The organism is Kribbella steppae (assembly GCF_004342025.1).
In the GTDB taxonomy this organism is placed as follows: Bacteria; Actinomycetota; Actinomycetes; order Propionibacteriales; family Kribbellaceae; genus Kribbella; species Kribbella steppae.
In genome coordinates, this window is the sequence record NZ_SLWN01000007.1 from 300,913 (window position 1) to 323,661 (window position 22,749).

20 protein-coding genes are annotated in these 22,749 nt (G+C 67.0%); 6 read left to right on the top strand and 14 right to left on the bottom strand.

From position 1 onward, the window contains the following. Positions 1-42: 42 nt before the first annotated feature. The 3 genes from EV652_RS21905 to EV652_RS21915 all read right to left on the bottom strand — a co-directional run bounded on the left by EV652_RS21905 (position 43) and on the right by EV652_RS21915 (position 3,883). Positions 43-1,998 (bottom strand): NACHT domain-containing protein, encoded by a 1,956-nt coding sequence (locus EV652_RS21905; RefSeq protein WP_132211048.1) that lies wholly within the window; start codon positions 1,996-1,998, stop codon positions 43-45. Further along, complete coding sequence (locus EV652_RS21910) at positions 1,995-3,077, bottom strand: nucleotidyltransferase family protein (protein ID WP_132211049.1); 1,083 nt, start codon at positions 3,075-3,077, stop codon at positions 1,995-1,997. The genes EV652_RS21905 and EV652_RS21910 overlap by 4 nt, the downstream gene beginning before the upstream one ends. A gap of 203 nt (positions 3,078-3,280) precedes the next feature. Beyond that, the gene (locus tag EV652_RS21915) at positions 3,281-3,883 is read right to left on the bottom strand and encodes a hypothetical protein (RefSeq protein ID WP_132211050.1); all 603 of its coding nucleotides are present in this window, start codon (positions 3,881-3,883) and stop codon (positions 3,281-3,283) included. A 66-nt stretch (positions 3,884-3,949) separates the two neighbouring features. On the opposite strand from EV652_RS21915, the gene EV652_RS21920 reads away from it, so the two are divergent. Continuing rightward, positions 3,950-4,543: a hypothetical protein gene (locus EV652_RS21920; RefSeq protein WP_132211051.1), complete on the top strand. Its 594-nt coding sequence runs from the start codon at positions 3,950-3,952 to the stop codon at positions 4,541-4,543. Between the two features lie 4 nt (positions 4,544-4,547). Here EV652_RS21920 and EV652_RS21925 read toward each other — a convergent pair whose 3' ends face one another. Both EV652_RS21925 and EV652_RS21930 read right to left on the bottom strand, forming a co-directional pair. Then, complete coding sequence (locus EV652_RS21925) at positions 4,548-5,165, bottom strand: hypothetical protein (protein ID WP_132211052.1); 618 nt, start codon at positions 5,163-5,165, stop codon at positions 4,548-4,550. A gap of 37 nt (positions 5,166-5,202) precedes the next feature. Beyond that, positions 5,203-6,396 carry a homogentisate 1,2-dioxygenase gene (locus tag EV652_RS21930; RefSeq protein WP_132211053.1) on the bottom strand — a complete coding sequence of 398 codons (1,194 nt, stop codon included), beginning with the start codon at positions 6,394-6,396 and terminating at the stop codon, positions 5,203-5,205. A gap of 73 nt (positions 6,397-6,469) precedes the next feature. Between EV652_RS21930 and EV652_RS21935 the strand changes: the two genes are divergently transcribed. From EV652_RS21935 to EV652_RS21945, 3 genes are all read left to right on the top strand, one after another. Then, complete coding sequence (locus tag EV652_RS21935; protein ID WP_132211054.1) at positions 6,470-7,324, top strand: hypothetical protein; 855 nt, start codon at positions 6,470-6,472, stop codon at positions 7,322-7,324. Then, positions 7,321-8,532, top strand: a complete 1,212-nt coding sequence (fahA, locus tag EV652_RS21940; protein WP_439649071.1) for a fumarylacetoacetase — start codon at positions 7,321-7,323, stop codon at positions 8,530-8,532. Before EV652_RS21935 ends, fahA begins: the two co-directional genes overlap by 4 nt. A gap of 105 nt (positions 8,533-8,637) precedes the next feature. Continuing rightward, on the top strand, positions 8,638-12,390 hold the full coding sequence (locus tag EV652_RS21945; RefSeq protein ID WP_132211055.1) for an endo-alpha-N-acetylgalactosaminidase family protein: 3,753 nt from the start codon (positions 8,638-8,640) through the stop codon (positions 12,388-12,390). An 87-nt stretch (positions 12,391-12,477) separates the two neighbouring features. On the opposite strand, the gene EV652_RS21950 is transcribed toward EV652_RS21945, so the two are convergent. The 7 genes from EV652_RS21950 to hppD all read right to left on the bottom strand — a co-directional run bounded on the left by EV652_RS21950 (position 12,478) and on the right by hppD (position 19,176). Beyond that, positions 12,478-12,891, bottom strand: coding sequence for a hypothetical protein (locus EV652_RS21950; protein WP_132211056.1), 414 nt, complete (start codon positions 12,889-12,891; stop codon positions 12,478-12,480). A gap of 81 nt (positions 12,892-12,972) precedes the next feature. After that, entirely contained in the window at positions 12,973-14,217 is a 1,245-nt protein-coding gene (locus tag EV652_RS21955; protein ID WP_132211057.1) for a HAMP domain-containing sensor histidine kinase, read from the bottom strand. Between the two features lie 45 nt (positions 14,218-14,262). Further along, positions 14,263-14,961, bottom strand: a complete 699-nt coding sequence (cseB, locus tag EV652_RS21960; protein ID WP_132211058.1) for a two-component system response regulator CseB — start codon at positions 14,959-14,961, stop codon at positions 14,263-14,265. A gap of 6 nt (positions 14,962-14,967) precedes the next feature. Next, positions 14,968-15,609 carry a hypothetical protein gene (locus tag EV652_RS21965; RefSeq protein ID WP_242001911.1) on the bottom strand — a complete coding sequence of 214 codons (642 nt, stop codon included), beginning with the start codon at positions 15,607-15,609 and terminating at the stop codon, positions 14,968-14,970. 164 nt (positions 15,610-15,773) lie between these two features. Further along, a complete protein-coding gene (locus EV652_RS21970) occupies positions 15,774-17,159 on the bottom strand; it encodes an FAD-binding oxidoreductase (protein WP_132211059.1) in 1,386 nt (461 codons plus the stop codon). A gap of 67 nt (positions 17,160-17,226) precedes the next feature. Next, the gene (locus tag EV652_RS21975; protein ID WP_132211060.1) at positions 17,227-17,700 is read right to left on the bottom strand and encodes a DUF2690 domain-containing protein; all 474 of its coding nucleotides are present in this window, start codon (positions 17,698-17,700) and stop codon (positions 17,227-17,229) included. 273 nt (positions 17,701-17,973) lie between these two features. Beyond that, positions 17,974-19,176: a 4-hydroxyphenylpyruvate dioxygenase gene (gene hppD, locus EV652_RS21980; protein WP_132211061.1), complete on the bottom strand. Its 1,203-nt coding sequence runs from the start codon at positions 19,174-19,176 to the stop codon at positions 17,974-17,976. Between the two features lie 151 nt (positions 19,177-19,327). Between hppD and EV652_RS21985 the strand changes: the two genes are divergently transcribed. Further along, on the top strand, positions 19,328-19,798 hold the full coding sequence (locus EV652_RS21985) for an Lrp/AsnC family transcriptional regulator (protein ID WP_132211062.1): 471 nt from the start codon (positions 19,328-19,330) through the stop codon (positions 19,796-19,798). Positions 19,799-19,943: 145 nt separating this feature from the next. Here EV652_RS21985 and EV652_RS21990 read toward each other — a convergent pair whose 3' ends face one another. After that, positions 19,944-20,588, bottom strand: a complete 645-nt coding sequence (locus EV652_RS21990) for an IclR family transcriptional regulator (RefSeq protein ID WP_132150562.1) — start codon at positions 20,586-20,588, stop codon at positions 19,944-19,946. Between the two features lie 55 nt (positions 20,589-20,643). On the opposite strand from EV652_RS21990, the gene EV652_RS21995 reads away from it, so the two are divergent. After that, positions 20,644-21,498 carry a hypothetical protein gene (locus tag EV652_RS21995; RefSeq protein WP_199238358.1) on the top strand — a complete coding sequence of 285 codons (855 nt, stop codon included), beginning with the start codon at positions 20,644-20,646 and terminating at the stop codon, positions 21,496-21,498. Between the two features lie 5 nt (positions 21,499-21,503). On the opposite strand, the gene EV652_RS22000 is transcribed toward EV652_RS21995, so the two are convergent. Next, entirely contained in the window at positions 21,504-22,736 is a 1,233-nt protein-coding gene (locus tag EV652_RS22000; RefSeq protein ID WP_132211064.1) for an MFS transporter, read from the bottom strand. Positions 22,737-22,749 lie beyond the last annotated feature (13 nt).

Below are 22,749 nucleotides of genomic sequence, written 5' to 3' on the forward strand. Positions count from 1 at the left end.
TAAAGCTCGTACCGTCACCCGTCACCCGTCACCCGTCATCCGTCACCCGTCACCCGCGCCCTGTGCGCTCTTCACTACCAACCGGATACCTGGCGATCCATCGAAGGTCGCCGGTTCCACCTCACACCGTCCGTCAAGGTTCAGTAGCTGCCGCACTGCTTTCACAGCAGGATCCGTCGACTGGTCGAGACCGTCTTTGAGGAGATCGGCCACCTGGCCATACCGTGCGCGATGCAGCATGGGGAGAGTCTCAGCCAGGAACGCCAAGGCATCCGTGGAGTCTTCTCTGCTGGCCAGCGCGAGCGCGCCGACAATCAACGACTCGGACGGGTCAGGTTGATCGCTCACCACCAACCGGGAGCGACTCAACTCGTTCTCGAGATCGGAAACCACCCGGCTGCAACACTGACGAAGCAGGTCGGGGGACGCCGACAGTTGCTGATCGAGGACATCGGCGATCATCAAGGTACCTGGATGATGCGGGGAATCTTTCCTGGCCAGCGCCGTCGCCAGCAGACCGTCGGCATCGGTGGCCAGTCCACAGGAGAGGGCGAACGTATGCCGCGTGGACAGATCACCAAAGTAAGTGACAAGGGTATTTTCTGACACCTGCGGCCGGGCGACAATGTAGTTGGCGGCCAGATAACTCCTCAGCGACTCATGCGTAAATGTCCAATGGTCGTCATTCGAAGCCTCGATGAACCCGGTTGATCTGCAGGCCCTCAGAATCGACAGCGGCGCATCATGATAACTTGCGTTGGACTCCGTCACGCGAAGAACATCGTCGGTAGTGAACTCCGTTCGATGCTCTTGCAATAGTCTCGCCGCCAACTGCCCAAGCAAGGTGGTTATCTGCCGCGGCGTGACGGATGACCCTCTCCATCGCGCAATGTTCCGGGATGCGTCCCAGTCGTGAACCAGCACGTCTGTACATTTCCGTAACAGGAGGGCACGGTCATTCAAGTCACTCGGATACTGCTGATACAGGGAGGCAATCAGGCCCAGCATCAATGGGGATCGGGAAAGATCCTGCAGGTCCGGGTCCTCGAAAATCACCGCGGCCAACCTGGCCCGCAGGTCGATCCTCCCCATCTGCGCGAAGTACAGCGACAGCCACTGGATCCGATGCGCCATGTCGAAGGGACGGATCGCGGCGATGGTGAATCCCGAAGGGCTGACTTCCTCATAACCAGTGCGCGAACTCAATACCACCCGCAGGCGCGGCGCCGCGAGGCAGAGTGCATCCAGTCTTTCGATCAGCCCCATGCGCTCCGCATCTGACGGCAACTCGTCGAGGCCGTCAAGCAGAAGTAACAGCCGGCCGCCATTGAGCGGGTCGGCGAACTCGGACACCAGATCCCCCGCACCCTCGATCGCCAGCAGTCGCGAGAGGCCGGATACCGTCAGCAAGTCCGCATCGACGTCCCGTAGTTGAATGTACAGCGGTATTGTCTGATTGCGGGCTTGAATCTCTTCGACCGCCATGCGCCGCAGGCAGGTCGTCTTACCCGACCCAGGGCCACCGGTGATCACCAGCCGCGCATATTCCCTGAGATCTTCCCACGCCAAAGTGGACGGATCAGCGCTATCGCTCGAAAGCTCGAAAGTGGGGGCGACGAAGGACGAACCTATTTCGATTCTGGTATCCGGTGTCAAGGAATCAGAGGTCCGGCAGGAGATCAGCAGTCGATGCTTGAAGTCATCCTGGATCTCACGTATCGGAACTGATTCCGCGTCCAGCGGTACGCCATCGCAGTCTGTTTCGACATAAGCTGTCGACGGGTCCGACTTGAGGAGATGTATTTTCGAGACGTAGAGCCGGCCGGATATTTCAACCGTCTCGGTGACGTCGTCGCACAGCTGCCTCACCAGGATCTTCATCGCGGCATGTTTGCCGGCGGTCATCGTCGGGCTGCGATTGTCGACATATCTGAACCTGCCGTTCTCGGCCTGCAACGCAAGGAAGACCGCGTTCAGTGCTGAACCTGGGCCGCTCATGACAACATGTCCCGGCAAGGGGCAAAGTACTTGTGCCAAACATGCTCATGCCCGAGATCGACGAAGACTTCCCGGACGCCTTGCCAGACCTCATCACTCAGCACGCGCCCGCCACCGCCGAGCGCTTCTTTGATCTCGGCCGCGCGATCCACATGCGACAGCGCCGCCAGCGACTCGTCGAGCTCGGCAAAGAAGGCTTCGCCCTTCTCAGACAGCGAGTAGCCGGACAGCTTCAGGGAAAGCGCCCTCAGACCGATCACCGCCTGTTCCCGCGGGGAGAGCCGCTTCGGCTCGAAGTTGGGGGTCAGACAGCGCTGCTCCACGTCCTCCAGAGCCGTGCCGCAGGGATCGATGAACACCGCGTTGGACGGTTCGTAGTAGACCGAATGGCAGGTGAAGTCGCCGTAGTCCATGTCTCTTCTGAAGTCCGCACCGAAGAGCGCGGTCGGGGAGCCTGGCTTGTCGAAGCGAAACATCCGGATGTCCGCGGCCGGGTCAGCCGTCCCCGTTCGGCCACCCACGCGGAGTCGCCCGGCACGGGCGAGCAAGTCACCACTGGCGACGTTCTGCTCTCCGTACATGCTGAGTACCAGGCGCTCGAGCCGGTCGTAGGGCATCGTGGTGACGAGCTCAGCGTCGAGCGTTGTCTCCCCGGTCAGCACATTCCTGAGGGCGGCCCCACTCAGGAAGACCTCGAAGCCATGGAGCCAGATTTCTGTCGTCAGATCGCTGTGCCGGATCCCCGGCGGAACCATGCTGCCCATCAGGGCTTGAACGGCCTTGAGGTCCTCTTCGGTTGCCTGGAGGATCGCGCCCGGATGGGAGAGCCCAGCCCAGATCGGACCGACCGCGGCCTCCGGTTCGGCCAGGCGAAACGAGTCGTACGGCACCTTGCTATGGGCCCCTCCGTCGTCGGGCGCGACGAGGCCTGTGCCGTACGGGGTGTGCCCTAACAGCGTCCCGCGCTGGCGCAGCGTGTTCTGATACCAGATGACCAGGTCGCCAGGTCGCGCGATGGGGCAGGACGGCGCCTTGAGGGTCGCCGCCGTGACGGTCGCGCGTGTGGGCCCAAGCTTCACGACGTAGTCGCCAATCCTTCGCAGTGCGATCAGTCCGCGATCGATATCCCCCCAGGATCCGACACACGTTGATCACTGAGAGTACGACAGTTCGGGCCGCCCAGGGAGAGCGACAGCCCGGCGCGCCGGGTCGTCGCTGGCCTTCCTCGAAGCACTCCAGCACCCGGACACTGTCACCCGCGGTTACGGCCTCTGGGCGATGGTCATCCGAGCGCTGCTTGGCCCTGGGAGAAATGGCGGAGGGCCTGGTCCATCGCTTCGACTGGTTGGTCTAGGGAGGCGACGCCGTAGAAGCCGGCGGTTTTAATCCACTTGCTGGGCTGGAGGGTGGCGCGGGCGGCGGGCTGGTCGAGGCCGCTGACACCTGGGCTGGTCGGGGTGACGCCTTGTTGCAGGACGACCTCGAGGATCGGCTGGCCGAACTTGCGCTGTTGCCTGAGTCCGATGACCGCCGGCCACGGCAGGACCACCGGTGCGGGTGCGCCCTCGACGCCTAGCTCCAGAGCCGCCGGCGTCATCCGGAAGGCGAACGGCGGCAGGTCGTTGGCGTCGTACCAGCGCTTCAGTTGAGCACTCGCGTTCAGCGACTTGAGTGTGGGCAGCGCCACCGGGAGCATCGAAACGGCGATCAGCACCGCGAACGGCCAGTACTCCGGGAAGCCCGCGGCCAGCCCGATCGCCAGGCCGACACAGATCGCCGACAGGAACAGCGTCACGGCGCCGCCGATCTGCCGGGTGCGGCGGACGATCGCACGCCGCCTCAGCACCTCAGCCCGATTGAGACCGACCACGAAGCTCTCGTTCATGACACCCGAGCCTGGCAGCCCAAGAGGTCAGCGAGTCTGAGCCGGGGCGCGGCTACCTTGAGGCGGGTGCCGGACTACTTCGCCTCACGCAAGCTCCTCCTCGAGCTGCAGAGTCACGAGTCGGAAGTCGCAGTCGTGGCGGACAAGCTCGGCTGGGGCCTGCTCGGGGTTCTCCAAGAGAATCCGGCCGGGCTGGATCCCTACGAGGTCATCTGGGGCAAGAGCGCAGCTCTGACGCTGCACTACCGCGAAGACTTCCTGACGAAGAGCCCCTGCGCCTTCGTGACCGGAGCCGACGAACGTCAGGTACACACCGCGGCACGGCTGGTGGAGGCTCGACTCAAGCCCGCCACCCTCGATGACCTCCTGGAAGCCGCGGACGCCCTGCGGCACATCCCGGCGGATTTCGCTCTCGCCGTACTGCGCTTGGGCCTCGGCAGCCCGGAGTCGTTCGACGAACGGTTCGCCACCCGCATCGCGGAGGCCGCCGAACATCCGCAGGAGGAAATGCGCAAGGCAGCTGCGTGGGCCACGTCCTACATGATCTGGACGCAGTTCATTCAACTGCTCGACCAGCTGGCCGAGCACGACCCGTCGGACGACGTACGCCGGGTGGCCCGAAACATCCTGAACGCGTACCTCGCGGACAGCGCCTCGTAACCTGTCACTGAGTCACGCCGGCGCGGCCGCCGGAGAAGTGTTTCAGAGCCTGGTCGATGACGTGCACCGGCTGGTCGAGGGCCTTGACCAGGAACAGACCGGTTGGGCGGAGTAGTGGGTTCGGCTTGACCACGGTGCGGACGGCGGGCTGGTCCAGTCCGCGTACGCCGGCTGTCGTGGCACCTACGCCCGAGGCGAGCTCCAACTCCAGCGCGTACTGGCCGAACAGCTTCTCCTGCCGGAACCCCTTCACCGCCTGCCACGGGAGCACGACCGGGTACGCCGCACCCTCGCAAGCCAGCTCGAGTGCCTTCGGGGTCATCCGCATGGCGACCGGTTGCAGCTCGTTACCGGCGTACCAGCGCTGCCGCTCGGTCTGGAGTCGCAGCGCCAGGACCGTGCTCAGCACCAGCGGGACCATGGCCACGATCAGCAACAGCGCGAACGGCCACATGCCCGAACCCCGGAACGCGATCAGCGCATACACCGCGGCAACGATGCCCACGGCACCAATCGCCAGGGTCACCCACGCGCTCCGCCGCTCGACCTTCCGGACAACCTCCCGTCGCCGCAGCACCGCATCACGATCAAGGCCCACGACAAATGCCCCGTCCTCACTCACCGCCCCAGAATCCCACAGGATCCCGTCCCGCGTCGGGTCAGTCGCGGCGGCGGCCGGCCCAGGTCCAGGCGTAGACGCCGTCGTCGACCGCCCTGCCACCCTCGCCGAGTTCCAGTGGGCGGAACGTGTCGACCATCACCGCGAGTTCCTCGAACCGCTCGGCGCCGAGGGAGGCCTCGATCGCGGACGGTTGCGGACCGTGGGCGTAGCCGCCGGGGTGCAGCGAGATCGAGCCGAGGCCGATCCCGGAACCCTTGCGCGCCTCGTAGTCGCCGCCGCAGTAGAACATCACCTCGTCGGAGTCGACGTTCGAGTGGTAGTACGGCACCGGCACCGACAGCGGGTGATAGTCCACCTTGCGCGGCACGAAGTTGCAGACGACGAAGTTGTTGCCCTCGAACACCTGGTGCACCGGTGGCGGCTGGTGGATCCGCCCGGTGATCGGCTCGTAGTCGCTCACGTTGAACGTGTACGGGTACAGGCACCCGTCCCAGCCGACCACGTCGAACGGATGCGTCGCGTAGGTCATCCTGCTGCCGACGATGCCGCTGGGGCCGCTGCCGCGATGCTTCACCAGCACCTCGACGTCATTGCCCTCCACAACCAACGGCTCGGCGGCGGCGTGCAGGTCCCGTTCGCAGTACGGCGAGTGCTCCAGGAACTGCCCGTACCGGGACAGGTACCGCTTCGGCGGCGCGATGTGCGAGTTGGCCTCGATGCAGTAGGCGTGGACGCCGTTCTCCCCCGGCAGCCAGCGATGCGTGGTCGCCCGCGGGATGATCACGTAGTCGCCCTCGACCGCGTTCAGTACGCCGAACACTGTCTCGACGGTGGCCGTCCCCTTCTCGACGTACACACACTCGTCACCGATGGCGTTGCGGTAGTACGGCGACGGCTGCTCGGCGACGACGTACGAGATCCGGACGTCGCCGTTGCCCAGCACCAGCCGCCGGTCCTCGACAGCGTTGCTCTTCGACGTGTCGGCGAAGAGGTCGTGCAGCTTCAGGTGCCGCGGAGTGAGCGGGTGGTTCGCGACGGTAGCGAGGTCGGGCAGCTCCCACACCTGCGAATCGACGATCGCGGACGGTACGCCGGCGTGGTACAGCAGCGACGAGTCCGATGAGAACCCCTCCTCCCCCATCAGCTCCTCGTAGTACAGCCCGCCGTCCGGTTTCCGGAACTGCGTGTGCCGCTTCGGCGGAACCTGCCCGACCTGCCGGTAGAACGTCATTGCTCTTGCTCCAGGTGTACGGTATTCGGACGCATGCGTCCGCTTACCGAAAGCATCCGTTAGGCTCGGACCCATGTCAACCGTCCCTGCCCTGTTCCGGCACCTGGTCGACGACGCCGCGATGTTCCCGCCCGGGGACCTGCCCCTGACCGAGGCCGTCGCCGCGCACCGGGTGCACCGTCAGTCGGCGTACGCCGACCTGGTCGGAGTGTTCGTCTGCACCGACGAAGACCTGATGAAGGTCGCCGCCGAGGCCGCCCGCACCGGGCCCGGCCCGCTCGAGGTCACGGTCGTCATCACCGGCGGCGCCGGCGGGATCGAGCCCGCGGTCCGGTACGGCGACCGGTCCACCGACGTCGAGGTGAAAGCGGTCGAAGTCCGGCTGCGGAACGAGGACGATCTGTCCCGCAACGCACTCCGGGTGGTCAGGACCTGCGACGACTGCCTCGACGAGGAGAACGCGTTCGTCGAGATCGGCCTGGACGGCGCGTGGGAGCGCGCACTCGACGTCGTCGCCGATGCCGGGTACGCCGCCAAACTGCGTACCGGCGGGCTCGATGCCTCGTTGTTCCCGACAGAGGGCCAGGTCGCGGCGTTCATCACTGCATGCCTGGACCGCGAGGTTGCCTTCAAGTGCACGGCCGGTCTGCACAACGCTGTCCGTCACACGGCGACGGACACCGGTTTCGAGCACCACGGGTTCCTCAACGTCCTGCTCGCCACCCGGGCGTCCCTCGACGGTGCCGCGCAGGACGAGTTGGCCGCCCTCCTGGCCTCGCGAGACGGTGACGCACTGGCCGCGCGAGCTGGTGAACTGACCGAGGATCAGGCGGCCGGGGTCCGCCGGTGGTTCACCTCGTTCGGCTCCTGCAGTATCGACGAACCTCGCCACGACCTGACCACGCTGAAGCTGATGGAGGCTGTGTGAGCAGCGCAGTGACCTGGATCGACATCCCCGCGAACTCCCCGTTCGGACCGGACAACCTGCCACTCGGCGTGTTCCGGCTCGACGACGAGGAGCCGCGGGTGGGCGCCGCGATCGGCGACCACATCATCGATCTCGCCCCGGTCGCGTCCGCACAGATGCTGAACGGCTCCCAACTGTTCGCCCGGCCGTCGCTGAACGACTTCCTCGCCCTCGGCCGCCCGGCCTGGCGGGCCACGCGGGACTGGCTGTTCGACCTGGTCCGCAACCCGAACGACCGCGACGCGGTCGAACCACACCTCATCCCGCAGTCCGCGGTGACGATGCAACTCCCATTCACGGTCGGCGACTACGTGGACTTCTACGCCTCCGAACACCACGCGACCAACCTCGGCCGGCTCTTCCGTCCCGACTCCGAACCTCTGCTGCCGAACTGGAAACACCTCCCGGTCGGCTACCACGGCCGAGCCGGCACGATCGTTGCCAGCGGCACCGATATCGTCCGCCCGTCGGGTCAGCGGAAGGCGCCCGACGCGACCGCGCCGACGTACGGCCCGTCGCAACGCCTCGACATCGAGGTCGAGCTCGGGTACGTCGTCGGTACGCCATCCACCCTGGGCACCCCGATCCCGGTCGACGCGTTCGAGGAACACGTGTACGGCGTGGTGCTGGTGAACGACTGGTCCGCCCGCGACCTGCAGGCCTGGGAGTACGTCCCCCTCGGACCCTTCCTCGGCAAGTCCTTCGCCACATCGATCTCCCCGTGGGTGATCTCCCTGGATGCCCTCTCGGCGTCCGCCGTACCTCTGCCGCCTCAGGACCCGCCGGTCCTCCCCTACCTGGCCGGCCAGAAGCTGCAGAACTACGACATCACCTTCGAGGTGCTGCTGAACGGCCATCGGGTGAGCAGCCCGCAGTACAAGGAGACCTACTGGTCACCCGCGCAGATGCTCGCGCACATGACCGTCAACGGCGCCTCGGTCCGCACCGGCGACCTCTACGCCTCCGGCACCATCAGCGGCCCCGGCAAGGACCAGCGCGGCTCCTTCATCGAACTCACCTGGGGCGGCCGCGAACCTCTCCTCGTCGACGGCAAGGAACACACCTTCCTCGAAGACGGCGACGAGATCACCATCACCGCCTGGGCGACGGGGAGCGACGGCAGCCGACTGGGTCTCGGCGAGGTCGTGGGAACGATCAGACCCGCCTGATCCGCGGCCCACCGGTAGCCCCGCCGGGCTGAAGGCGAGACCGATCTTGTTCATAACTGTTCGTTTCTCTTGACCTGCTAGCGGTTACGTGCGAACTTTCTCCGCATGAAACGTTCAGTGGGGTGTGGATTGCTGACTGTAGCGTTGGCTGCCGGCGTGCTGAGCGTGCCTGTGGGCGCGCACGCCGCCGACGACCTGACGCTGCGGTCGAACGAGTTGACCGTCACCGTGGGAGCCGATTTCCCGCGGGTGATCAAGTACGTCGACAACGCGTCCGGACAATCGCTCGGCGGGCAACCGGCGTCGATCTCGACCGTCACCATCGACGGCGTCGCACGGTCGGCTCAGCTGGCTGCGCCGCCCACGGTGAGTGGCGGCACGGCGTCGTACAAACTGGCCTTCGACGCGCTGCCCGGCGTGGAACTGGACGCCAGTCTGAGCGTGGCTGGGCGGGTGACGACGTTCAAGATCGACGCCGTTCGCGACACCGAGACGTCCCGGGTGCACACGATCGACATCCCCGACCACGATCTCGTGTCGGTCGCCAGCAGCGACGCCGGGGCGACGACCGCGTTCACCACGCTGGACCCTGACTCGACGCGGACTGCGGACAAGATCACGCCGATCACCTCCGCGACACCGGCCGAGCCGTCGGCGACCGGAGCGGCGTACGCGTTCGTGAACACCAGCGGGCTCGCCGCGGGCATCGAGTCGAACTCGGTGTACGACAAGCCGTCCGGCCAATCCATCGACGACGGCGCCCGGTTCTGGCACCGCGCCCGCAAGGATGCCGACGGCAGTACGCGCGTCGGCTTGTGGAGCGGCCAATGGACCTACCGAGCCGACACCTCGCCGTACACCGAACCGCTCCCCTGGGCGAAGGTCGTGGTCACCCCGGACGCGAACAAGGACCAGACCGTCGACTGGCAGGACGGTGCGATCGCGTTCCGCTCGATCATGACCGAGCCGAAGGGTGGCGACCAGGTCAAGGACCGCGTCGTTACGCACATCCCGTTCAACTTCGCCAGCCAGGCGACACACCCGTTCCTGCGCACCCTCGACGACGTCAAGCGGATCTCACTGTCCACCGACGGCCTCGGCCAACTGGCGGTCCTCAAGGGCTACGGCAGCGAGGGCCACGACTCGGCGCACCCGGACTACGGCGGCAACTACAACATCCGCGCCGGCGGACTCGCCGACCTGAACACCCTGCTGGCGAAGGGTAAGAGCTGGAACGCCGCGTTCGGGGTGCACGTGAACGCGACCGAGTCGTACCCGGAGGCGAACGCCTTCAGCGAGGACCTGGTCGACAAGAACGCCAAGGGCTGGAACTGGCTCAACCAGAGCTACTACATCAAGCAGCGTCCTGACCTTGCCTCCGGCAACATCGTCAAGCGGTTCCAGCAGCTCCGCGACGAGACCGACAAGAACCTGCAGGAGCTGTACATCGACGTGTACTACCAGTCCGGTTGGCTCGCCGACGGCCTGACCCGGCAGCTCGCCGACCAGGGCTGGCAGATCGCGACCGAGTGGGCCGACCGGCACGAGCGCACCTCGCTGTGGTCGCACTGGGCGAACGACCTCGACTACGGCGGCGCGACCAACAAGGGCCTCAACAGCACGATCATTCGGTTCGTCCGCAACCACGAGAAGGACGTCTGGAACAACGACCCGATCCTCGGCCAGACCAGCCTGGTCGAGTTCGAGGGTTGGACCGGAGAGACCGACTGGAACGCGTTCTACGCCAACATCTGGCAGAAGAACCTGCCGGCCAAGTTCCTTCAGCAGCAGCAGATCACCGACTGGAACAGCACCGACATCAGCTTCACCGGCGGCGTCCGCGGCACGGTCGAGAACGGCAAGCGGACCGTGTACGCCGGCACCGCGAAGGTGCTCGACGGCGACAAGTATCTGCTGCCGTGGGACAACAACAAGAAGCTCTACCACTACAACCCTGCGGGCGGCCGGAGCACCTGGCAGGTCCCGTGCGCGTTCGCCGGCGCGTCCCAGTTCGCCGTCTACAAGCTGACCGACACCGGCCGGGTGAAGGTCGCCACGGCTCCGGTACGACGGGGAGCGGTCGCGCTGGACGCGGTCGCCGGTCAGCCGTACGTGCTCTACCCGATCAGCGCGCCGGCACCGCGAGCGGCGAACTGGGGTGAAGGCACCCACCTGCAGGACCCCGGCTTCAACGCCGGCAACCTCAACGCCTGGAACGTCAGCGGCTCCGCCAAGATCGACACCCTCGAGAACGGCCAGCACGTCGCATCGCTGGGCACCCAGCAGTCCGCACTCCGCCAGCGCATCACCGGTCTCACTGCGGGGCGCATCTACAGCGCCTCCGCGTGGATCGAGGTCGAGCCCGGCAAGACCCGCAAGACCACGGTGTCCGTCGACGGGGTGAGCAACACCATCGCCCGGTCGACCGCACAGAATCTGGTGGCCTCGGACGACAAACACGACGCCTACTACCAGCGGGTCCGCACCATCTTCACTGCCAAGGGCGACAACGCGGACCTGGTCATCGGAGCAGCCACGGGGAACGCCAAGGTCCGGATCGACGACGTCCGCGTGGTCGAGACCAAGCCCGCGGGCGCCGGTCTTGTCGAGGACTTCGAGAATGTGGACCAGGGCTGGGGCCCGTTCGTGAAGGGTGATGCCGGTGGAGTCACCGACCCGCGGACCAGCCTGGCGAAGAAGCACGCGCCGTACACGCAGGCCGGCTGGAACGGCAAGCTGGTCGACGACGTCCTCGACGGCGACTGGTCGCTGAAGTCTCACGAGGAGAACGAGGGCCTCGTCTACCGCACCGCGCCGTGGACGGTGAACTTCCAGCCTGGCCACAAGTACAAGGTCACCTTCGACTACTCGAGTGGTCGGGCAGGGCAGTACGCGTGGGTGCAGGGCGTCGACCGTCCCGACTCCGTCGACGTGAAGTCCACACCGATCGGTGAGCAGCGGACCAAGGCGACGTTCAGCCAGGAGTTCGTGGCCGGTTGCGGCGGCGACTACTGGGTCGGCCTCCGCAAGCTGTCCGGCGGCGGCGACCAGGCCGACTTCATCATGGACGACTTCGCCGTCACCGACCTCGGGACGACGTCCGAGCCGGCCGACTGTACGTCGATCGCGGTCTCCGGCGTGAACGGTCTGGTCTCCGGCGAGGCGAACACCCTCGTCACCACCTTCACCAACAACGACGTCGTTGCCGTCAACAACATCACGCTCGCCCTGGATGCTCCGGACGGATGGACCGTCGCGGCAGCGACACCGGCCACGCACGCCACGGTTGCCCCAGGCGCCAGTGTGACGACGAGCTGGGACGTGACACCGCCGCCCGGTACGCCGGAAGGCAAGTACGTGCTGACGGCAACGGGTGGTCAGGCGACGATCACCGCGGAGGCGACCGTACTGCCGCCGGGGATCGTGCCGCAGTCCCGGATCACCGTGGCCGATGTGAGCAGTGAGGACACCGCCACCGGCGGTGCCGCGACCGAGGCGCTGGACGGAAACCCCAGCACACTCTGGCATTCCGCCTGGTCCGAGGTGTCGCAGCCGGCCGGGTTCCCGCATCACATCACGCTCGATCTCGGATCGACGTACCAGGTGGACGGGTTCAGCTACCTGCCGCGGCAGAGCGGGACGAACGGGATGTTCAAGGGCTACGAGATCTACGTCAGCGCCGATGGGCAGTCGTGGGGTACGCCGGTGGCGACCGGTGAGTTCCCGAACTCGACGGCCACGCAGCGAGTCAACTTCACCGCGAAGTCCGCCCGCTACGTGAAGTTCGTCGGCACGAGTTCACTGAACGGCGCGGTCTTCGGATCGGCTGCCGAGCTGAACGTCTACGGGACCAGGTAAAGGCTGAGACACCACATCGGGGCCTGCCACAGGAAATACCCTGTGGCAGGCCCCGAGTTCCTGTTCCCGCCATCCCTCAAGGGCGATTCACTTGGTGATGGAGACGTTCACCGCGGCGCTGGCGGTCTTCGCGGACACGACGCGGAACTTGTTCACGCCGACCCGGCCGCTCTTCACCCAGACCGAGTACGTCGCCTTGCTGGTCACCTTGGTGGTGGCCGGGAAGTTGACCCACTTGCCGTTCTCGAGCCGCTGCACCTGGACGACGGTGTTCCTGGCGATCCCGGTCGTCCTGCCGGTGAACGAGACCTTGGTCCACGCCTTCGCGCCGGCCTTGTCCGACTTGATCGTGATCGACTTCGCCGCAACCGGCGCACTCGCGGCGGTGGTCCTGCTCTCGGCCGCGTTGGCCTGCAGGGCGCCGGCAATGCCCACCCCTCCGGCGGCCAGGGCGACACCCGCGACGACAGCGGCGGAACGACGTACGAACTGAGAACGCATGATCTGTGGTTTCCCCTCGTTTTGCTGGGCTCTGGTGAACCCGACGTGAGAGAAGACGCGACCAGGCAACGATAAGTTGTGTTACGACTCCGTCTCAGGCTCCGACGGGAGAGTCAGCCGGGCCAGGGCGCCGCGACCGGGGGCTTCCCCGAAGGTGAGTTCGGCGCCGAGAACCTTCGCGTGACCGGCCGCGATGGTCAGGCCGAGGCCATGCCCGACGCCGCGCTCGGCCATCCCGGACCGGAACCGGCGCGGGCCCTCGGCAATCAACTCCTCCGGATAACCGTTGCCGTGGTCAACCACCTCGACGGTCCGGCCGGAGACCGTGACCTCGATCGGCGGCTTGCCGTGGCGCAACCCGTTGACGATCAGGTTGGCCAGGATCCGCTCGATCCGGCGCGAGTCGGTGGACACCGTCACGTCCGGCCCGATCTGATGGACTACCACACTGTCCGGAGCGAGCGACTGCTGCATCCGCAACCGGCCGACCGCCGAGCCGACGAAGGCGCCCAGCCCGACCAGCTCGAGATCCGCCTGCTCCACACCCGAGTCGAACCGGGCGATCTCGAGCAAGTCCTCGACCAGTCGTCGCAGCACCTTGGCCCGGTCGCGGACCAGTTCGCTCGGGCGGCCGGGTGGCAGCAGCTCGGCCGCAGTGGTCAGCCCGGTCACCGGCGTACGCAGGTCGTGCGCGACGTCCGCGGTGAACCGGCGCTCGGCTTCCAACTGACCGCGTAGCGAACTGGCCATCGTGTCCAGGGCGTTCGCGAGCGACTGCACCTCGTCCTTGCCCTTGCCGATCGCCTCGGCGGCCGACGCGTCCAGGTCGCCGGCCGCGATCCGGCGCGCCGTACCCGCGACCGCGACGATTCGTTTGGACAGGCTGCCGGCCAGGATCACGCTGACCAGGGCGACCAGCCCGACGGTCCCGATCCCGCCGAGCATGAGCGCCTGCCGGAGCGCGTTCATCGAGTCGTCGCTGGTGTCGTAGTCCTGCACGATCGACAGGATCTTGCCGTCCTTGACCCCGACCGCGGCCCACATCTTCGCGTTCGGCGACCCCGTCTTGAACGTCGCCCGCTTGCCCTGCAGCACCGCCTCCCGCAACTGCGGCGGCAGGTCCGGGTCGTCGAGCTTCGACCCGAACACCGGTATGCCGTCGCGGTCGTAGGCGGCCGCGGCCAGCTGGATTCGCTCGTCGGCGAAACTCCGCGTCCGGTCCAGCCGGGCCGACTGCGCCTGGGTGTAGACGGCAACACAGAGGACGAGGATCGCGAGCGAGGAGACCAGCAGGATGATGAGACCGAGCTTCCCGCGCAGTCCCACGTCAGTGCCTTCCGTCAGCAGTCGGTGCTACTTCTCCGGAGGACACTATGCCCGAAGCTTGTATCCGAACCCGCGGACCGTTTCGATCCGGTCCGCGCCGATCTTGGTCCGCAGCCGCTGCAGATGAACGTCGACGAGCCGACCGTCGCCGCCCCACTCGTAGTCCCAGACCCGCTGCAGCAAGGTGGAGCGGCTGAGCACGACACCTGGGTTGTTTGCGAACTCGATCAGCAGCTTGAGCTCGGTCGGCGTGAGCTGGACGGTCGTACCACTGCGTCGTACCTCCAATGCCTCCCGATCCAGCTCCAGATCGCCGAACGACTCCACGCCCGAGCCGGCCGCGGGAGCCGGTCGCTCCGGGTCGGCCACCGCGCGCCGCATCACCGCGCGCAGCCGGGCCACCAGGACCTGGGTGTCGAAGGGTTTGGTCACATAGTCGTCGGCGCCCGCTTCCAGCCCGAGTACGACGTCGAGCGCATCGCCGCGGGCGGACACCATCACGATCGGGACCGTGCTGGTCTCGCGGATCCGGCGACACACCGAGATGCCGTCCAGTCCGGGCAGCATGATGTCGAGCATCACCACATCCGGATGGATCTTCTCGAAGCGTTCGATCGCCTCCAGGCCGTCTTCGGCCGTGGTCACGTCGTAGCCGTGCCGCTCGAGGGTCAACTGGGTTGCCTCACGGATCACCGCGTCGTCCTCGACCATCAGGATGCGCGCTGCCGGTTCTTCCGGTACCACCGAACTTCAGTCTCCCTTGTTGTCCGTCGAGCTCACCTTGGTCATCTGCCGGCCGTTCCAACGGTAGACCTCGACCCGCCGTCCCGACGGGCAACAGGGCTTGTCCTCGATCGTGAAGATCTTCGACTCGACCACCAGGTCACCTTGCGGGCTGGCGTTGACCGTCGGCAGATCGGCACTCTGATTCCAGATCGGCCGCAGGCCCGAGGGCTCGACGGCGATCACAGAGAAGCCGAAGACGAAATTCTCCAGGGTGTGGATCAGGACAATCTGCTGGGGTGTACCGCTGTGCAATACATCAACGGTCGTACCCCTGCTGAGGCAACGCGAAATCACCGTGCATTTCGCGAGCACGTCCCGCCAGTACGGCGGCAGGTGCTTGTCGGCGAGCAGTTTCAGGCGGACCTGGTGCAGATCGACGGCCACCGCGGGCGTCCGCTTCGGCTCTGGCGCGACCCCTTCGGTGGTGCCCATCACCGACGGCGGGGTTGACGACGTACCGCTGCTCGGCGACGCCTCGGCGCCCTCGACCCGCAGGCCGCTGCCGTTCGCGCAGGCGGACAGGCCGACCAGTGCGATCAGCGTGACGAAGGCGGGCAGCGTGGTACGACGTACCGCCGCAGGGGAGGCGGATCGCCACATGCGCATAGGGCGCCTCCTACCCTGCCTCATCGATTCCCCCGAGAGATTCAGACAACTACCTTCCATAGTGCTGGCCGGACGTCACATTCGACGGCCATGGACGTCGTATGGCCTCGGCAGTTCCGTTGCGGTTGGGTCACAGCGGCCGATCGGCGACGGCTTTCCTCCGATCACAGCCCTTCGTCCGCCACCACCTTGCCCGGATTGAGGATGTTCTTCGGGTCCAGCGCGGTCTTGATCGCCCGGTGGACGTCGATCGCGACCGGGCCGATCTCCTCGGCCAGCCAGGTCCGCTTCAGGACGCCGACGCCGTGCTCACCGGTGATCGTGCCGCCGAGCTCGAGCCCCACCTCCATGATCCGGTCGAACGCCTGCTGCGCCCGCTCGGCCTGGTCCGGGTCGGTCGCGTCGAAGACCACCGTCGGATGCATGTTGCCGTCACCAGCATGCCCGAGCACACCGACAGTGATGTCGAGCTCGGTCGCGACCCCCTCGATCAGTCCGATGAACTCCGCCAGCCGGGACCGTGGCACGCAGACGTCGTCGATCATCGTCGTACCCAACTGGTCGAGCGCGATCAGCGCCGCCCGCCGGGCCTCCAGCAACAGCTCACCCTCGGCCGGGTCCTCTGCCTCGATGCACTCGATCGCGCCGTGGTCGCGGCACAGCTTGGCCACCGTCGCGACATCGGCCGCGCCCGCCTCGCCACCCGCGTCCGACTGGGCCAGCAGCATCGCGGCTGCCTCGGTCGGCAGGTCCATCCGCTTGTACTGGTTCACGGCGGCGATCGTGGTCCGGTCCATGATCTCCAGCAGGCTCAGCGATACGCCGCTGCGGATGATCTCGGTGATCGCCTGACCGGCCGCGACACTCGTGTCGAACAGGGCTGCCATCGTCCGCGGCCGGGCCGTCTGCGGGCGCAGCGCCAGCGTCGCCTCGGTGATGATGCCAAGCGTGCCCTCGCTGCCGACGATCAGCTTGGTCAGGTCGTAGCCGGCGACGCCTTTGACGGTACGACGACCGGTGCGCATCACCCGGCCGTCCGCGAGGACCACTTCCAGCCCGAGGACGTAGTCGGTCGTCACGCCGTACTTCACGCAGCACAGGCCGCCGGAGTTCGTGGACAGGTTGCCGCCGATCGAGCAGAACTCCCAGCTGGACGGGTCCGGCGGGTAGAACAGTCCCTGCTCGGCGACCGCGCGGGACAGGACGGCGTTGAACACGCCGGGCTGGGTGACGACGTACCGGTCGACCGGCTCGATCGCCAGGATCCGGTCCATCTTCTCCAGCGAGATCACGATGCACCCGTCAAGCGCGTTCGCCGCACCGGACAGCCCGGACCGGGCCCCCTGCGGTACGACGGGCACACCCGCCTCGGCCGCGATCCGCACTGCCGCCTGCACGTGCGCGGTCTCCCGGGCGAGCACGACGGCGAGCGGCATCCCGGCCGGGCAGAACATCGCCCGGTCGTACCGGAAACTCTCCATCCGATCCGGGTCCGTCACCAACGCTTCCGGTGGCAACGCCTGCCGCAACTGGTCGACAACGTCACTCATACGGTCGAGCCTAGTGATTACCGAGCAGTTGTGCGCACGGGCTGGGTGTCCGGATCAGGACAGGTTGTCAGCGGGTGCGGGAGGTGGCGTTCTCCGAGATCTCCTCGTAGCCACCGCCGTAGTTGTGGAACTCGCGGCCGATCGCGGCGAAGGTGATACGGCCGGCGGTCGCCTTCACCTTCGGTGTCCGGCAGGTCCGCTGGCCCCTGACCACCGAGCCGTTGCCGCCGCTGCTGTCACAGCTGAGCACGCGGCCGTTGTTGGCGCCGCCGTACTGGACCAGGTAGGCGTTGGCCTTCGCGTTCGCCGGCATCGGTGAGGCCATGCTGACCTCGGCCCAGTACTGGAAACAGCTGTCCCGGACCAGGCGGACGGTGCCCCAGCTGGGTGGTCTGTGATCGCGCAGCATCGGCGCCGACGAGATGGACTTCGCGCCAGAGCAGGTGGCGGCTTCGGCCGCCTGGGCCGGCGTCGCGGCGAGGGCGAACGCGCCCACCCCGGCCAGGCCCGCGGTGCTGAGCAGAATGCCCAGTGTCTTCATGACGAAACCCTTCCTGAATGTACGCCCCGACGCACATTCACCGGGCACACTACGCGAACAGCCCCTGCCCCAACAGTCATTACGGTAATCGGACGGCGACACGCCGTATCCAGTTGCTCCCGGCAAGGTTCCTCCGCTCGGTAACCGCTTAACCACCCCGTCGGCGAACCCCCCATCTCAGGGGATGTCCCTTGAGATGGGGGGTTGCCCCCTCAGATTCCGAGCGGGCAACCCCTCATCTTCGGGGGCAACCCACGAACGAACTGGGGAGAGTTAAAGGTTGCCGCGGCGCTCTTGTTCGCGCTCGATGGCCTCGAACAGGGCCTTGAAGTTGCCCTTGCCGAAGCCGAGCGAGCCGTGCCGCTCGATCAGTTCGTAGAACACCGTCGGCCGGTCGCCGATCGGCTTGGTGAAGATCTGCAGCAGGTAGCCGTCCTCGTCCCGGTCGACCAGGATGCCGCGCGTCTTCAGCTCCTCGATCGACACCCGCACCTGGCCGATCCGGGCCCGCAGTTCCGGGTCGTCGTAGTACGAGTCGGGTGTGTTGAGGAACTCCACACCGTTGGCCCGCATGATGTCGACGGTGCGCAGGATGTCGTTCGTCGCCAGCGCGATGTGCTGGGCGCCGGCGCCGTCGTAGAACTCCAGGAACTCGTCGATCTGCGACTTCTTCTTCGCGATGGCCGGCTCGTTCAGCGGGAACTTGACCCGGTGATTGCCGTTGGCCACCACCTTGCTCATCAGCGCCGAGTAGTCGGTGGCGATGTCGTCGCCGATGAACTCCGCCATGTTCACGAAGCCCATCACCTTGTTGTAGAAGCCGACCCACTCGTCCATCTTGCCGAGCTCGACGTTGCCGACCACGTGGTCGACCGCCTGGAACAGCCGCTTCGGGTGTCCTTCTGGCCGGGTCACCTGGGTGGTCGCGGCAACGAACCCTGGCAGGTACGGGCCGTCGTACCTGCTCCGGTCGATCAGCGTGTGCCGGGTGTCGCCGTACGCCGCGATCGCGGCCCGCCGGATGGTGCCGTGCTCGTCGGTGACGTCGTTCGGCTCCTCGAGGACGACGGCGCCCTGCGTGCGGGCGTGCTTGATGCACTTGTCCACGTCCGGGACCTCGAGCGCGAGGTCGGCCACGCCGTCGCCGTGCCGGCGGTGGTGGTCGAGCAGCGGGCTCTTCGGGCTGACCCCGCCGGTGATGACGAAGCGGGCCGAACCGGCCTTGAGCACGAATGCCTTGTTGTCCTTGTTGCCCGTCTCGGGGCCGGAGTACGCGACCAGGTCCATCCCGAAGGCGAGCTGGTAGTACTTCGCGGTCTGGGTGGCGTTGCCGACCACGAACACCACGGCGTCCATCGCGGTAACGGGGAACGGGTCGGTGCTCTCGTCGTACGGCACCAGGCCGACGAGCTGCTTCAACTGGTCGAGGTCGAGATCGGCGTCGAGCTCTGCGGGGGTGAGGTCGGTGCTGGTCATCGTGGTCCTCCCGGTTCGGGTTCGTGCCGCTGAGCCTGGTCGGAGGGAGGCAGGTTGCGCAACAGTTCCTTGTTTCAGTGGGCAGGTTGTGCAGTATTGTGCGGTTGTTGCTGGACCATTTGGTCAGGCTGACCACCTCGGGAGGTTTGGTATGTCGGTGGATGCGCTGGACGCCCGGATCCTGGGGTTGTTCGCGGCCGAGCCGCGGGTCGGTGTGCTGGAGGCGTCGCGGCGGCTGGGGGTCGCGCGGGGGACGGTGCAGGCACGGCTGGACCGGTTGCAGCGCGACGGGGTGGTGCGCGGGTGGGGGCCGGACATCGACACCACGGCGATCGGCTACCCGGTGACGGCGTTCGCGACGCTGCAGATCGAGCAGGGCTCAGGTCATACGACGGTCGCCGAGGCCCTGGCCCGCATCCCCGAGGTCCTCGAGGTCCACACCATCACCGGCGCCGAAGACCTCTGGTGCCGCATCGTGGCCCGCTCGAACGCCGACCTCCAACGCGTCATCGACCAGGTGGTCATCGTCCGCGGCATCCAAAGAGCCTCAACGGTGATCGCCCTGGCCGAACAGATCCAGCACCGGGTGTTACCGCTGGTGGAAGCCGCAACAAGAAGCTGACCCGCCCGGCGCGCCGCGCGCCCCGGGCGGGGTGTGGGCAGACCGGCGCGGGTGCGCGGAGACCGGCAGCGGTGCGGGCAGACCGGCGGGGTGTGGCGAGACCGGCGGGTAGCGGGGAGACCGGCGGTAGCGGAGGTGGGGTGGGTCAGGCGAGGCGTTTGGCTACTTCTACTGCGGCTCGGGCTACTCGGGGGCCGACGAAGTCGCGGTCGAGTTTGCCGAGGACTACGACGCCGATGGACGCTTCGACGCCGGGAACGCCGAGAACCGGTGAGGACACGCCTTGGGCGCCGGCCTGGAGTTCGCCGGAGGTGACGACGAACGGGCGGCCGGCCGGGTCGGGCTTGCGGCGGCCGGCCAGGATCGCCTTCCCGGCGGCGCCCTGGTCGAGCGCGTGCCGGGACCCCATCCGGTACGACACGTGGAAGTCGGTCCAGCTCGGCTCGATGACCGCGATGGCGAGAGCTTCGTCACCATCCGCCACCGTCAGGTGGGCGGTGGCACCGGTGTCCTCCGCGAGCGAGCGCAGTACCGGCAACGCAGCGTCACGAAGCGTGGGCTGAACGCGACGGCTGTAGTGCAGGACGGCGAGACCGAGGCGGGCCCGGCCTTCGCTGTCGCGCCGGACCAGCCGATGCAGCTCCAGCGTGTTCACCAGGCGGTAGACCACGGTCCGGCTGACCCCCAGAGCGGCGGCCAGCTCCGTAATCGACAGGCCGTCCGGGGCATCCGCGAGCAACTCGAGGACAGTAAGTCCCCGGTCGAGGGTCTGGGACGTCTCTGCGGGCACCTCCGAAGCGTATCCGTTTTTCGGGCACGGCCCGATGGCCCCGTATCTTGCTGCCGTGCGAAATTACTGGGCGCTCCTCCCCGCCATCGCCGTCATCATCGGGCTGATCCTGCTCTACGCGATCCCCACGCTGATCAATCCGCAGTGGACCAGCTCGATCCTGGCCCTGTTCCGGCAGTTCCCGGAGGACGCGGAACCGGCCCCTGATCAGGCCCACGGTCAGGCCCAAGGTCAGGCCCAGAATCAGGCGCAGAATCAGGCCCAGCATCAGGCGCAGAGCCAGGCCCCGGGCCAGGCTCAGCAGCAGGGTGAGCAGGCCCAGCGACCGGCCGGCATCCTCGGCCCGCAGCAGATCAAGTCGCGGCGGATGCTTGCCGGCGTCCTGGTGGCGGCCGCGGTCGGCCTGTTCGGTTTCAACGTCTCCCTCAACCGGGAGGCGAACGCCTGCTACCAGGCGGCCAAGGCCTGGGGCGCGAGCGACGGCAAGCCGGCCGAGGACCCGTGCATCAACATGATCTACGGCAGCTTCTTCGGCGACGGCCAGGGCGAGGCGAACGAGGACACGCAGCAACCGGTCAAGGCGTACCAGGTGGTGCACAAGAAGAAGCCGACGTACCTGCGCTGGATCCAGAACGCACCCAAGTACGACGAGGCCGACCTGCTGGTCGGGACCGGCCTGAGCTGCAACCTCGACCTGCGGATCATGGAGGAAGAGGACAAGGTCGTCGTTCTGGTCGACGCCAACCAGCCCTGCCCGAACGAGGACAACGTCTCGCTGACGGCGTTCAAGCTCAAGAAGCCGCTGGGCGACCGGCAGGTGGTCACCGTCGACGACAAGCCGATGGAGCGGATCAACCCGGACGTGGACTCCTGGCCGACCGTGGTGAAGAAGCTCATCACCGGCGGCTGAGTCTCCTAGCTGAGCGCGCGGGTCTTCGAGTCGTACACCCGGAACGGCCGGTTCCGGGCGAGGAGCAGCATCAGTCCGGCGATGCAGACGGCCGCGCCGCCGAGGAGCGCGATCGTCGGGGTGGTCAGGGATGCCGTCGTCCCCGCGACGAAGTCACCCAGGCGTGGGCCGCCGGCCACGACCACGATGAAGACACCCTGGAGCCGGCCGCGCATCGCGTCCGGCGCGGCCGACTGCAGGATCGTGTTCCGGTACGCCGAGCTGACCATGTCGGCCGCCCCGGACAACGCGAGCAGCGCGACCCCCAGCCAGATCGTCCGGGACAGCCCGAACAGTCCGACCGCCGCGGCATAGACCGTGATCGCGACCACGATCGCCACGCCTTGACGTCGTACCCTGCTCACCCAGCCGGAGAAGAGCACGCCGACCAGCGCCCCGATCGCCGGAGCCGCCTGCAGCAGGCCGACCGTCCGGACTCCCCCGCCGAAGAACGCACCCGCGACCGCTGGGAACAGCGCCCGGGGCTGGGCGAACACCATCGCCAGGATGTCCGCCAGGAACGTCGCCAGCAGCGCAGGCGCCGCCCGCAGGAAGGTGAACCCTTCGAGCACCGACCGCAACCCAGCCCGGCGGACGTCACCCGTCGGCGGCACCGACGGCAACCGGAACAACGCGTAGAGCGCCGCGGTGAAGGTCAGTACGTCGATCAGGTACGCCGCCGCGAACCCGTGCCAGGCGATCACCGCCGCACCCAGGAGCGGCCCGGCGGTGAAGCCCAGGTTGAACGCGGCCTGGCTGAGCGTGTTCGCGGCCGGCAGCAACGCCGGCCGGATCAGCCGCGGGATGATCGCCGACCGCGCCGGGTTGTTCACCGCGAAGCACGCCGACTGGCAGGCGACGACGGCGTACAGGACCCACACCTGGTTCCAGTTCAGCTGGGACTGCACCACCAGGACCATCGACAGCAGCCAGAGCCCGGTCGACGAGGCGAGGGCGAGGGTACGACGATCGATCGCATCGGCCATCGCCCCGCCGTACAGCCCGAACACGATCAGCGGGACCAGTGAGCACAGCCCGACCAGCCCGACCGCGAAGGTGGAGTGCGTCAGCGCGTACACCTGGATCGACACGGTTACCGCGGTCATCTGCTGGCCGAGCTGCGACACCGTCGATCCGATCCACAACCTGCGGAAGTCGGCGGACTCGCGCAGCGGCCGGATGTCAGTGAGCAGACGCACCCTGACAACTTAT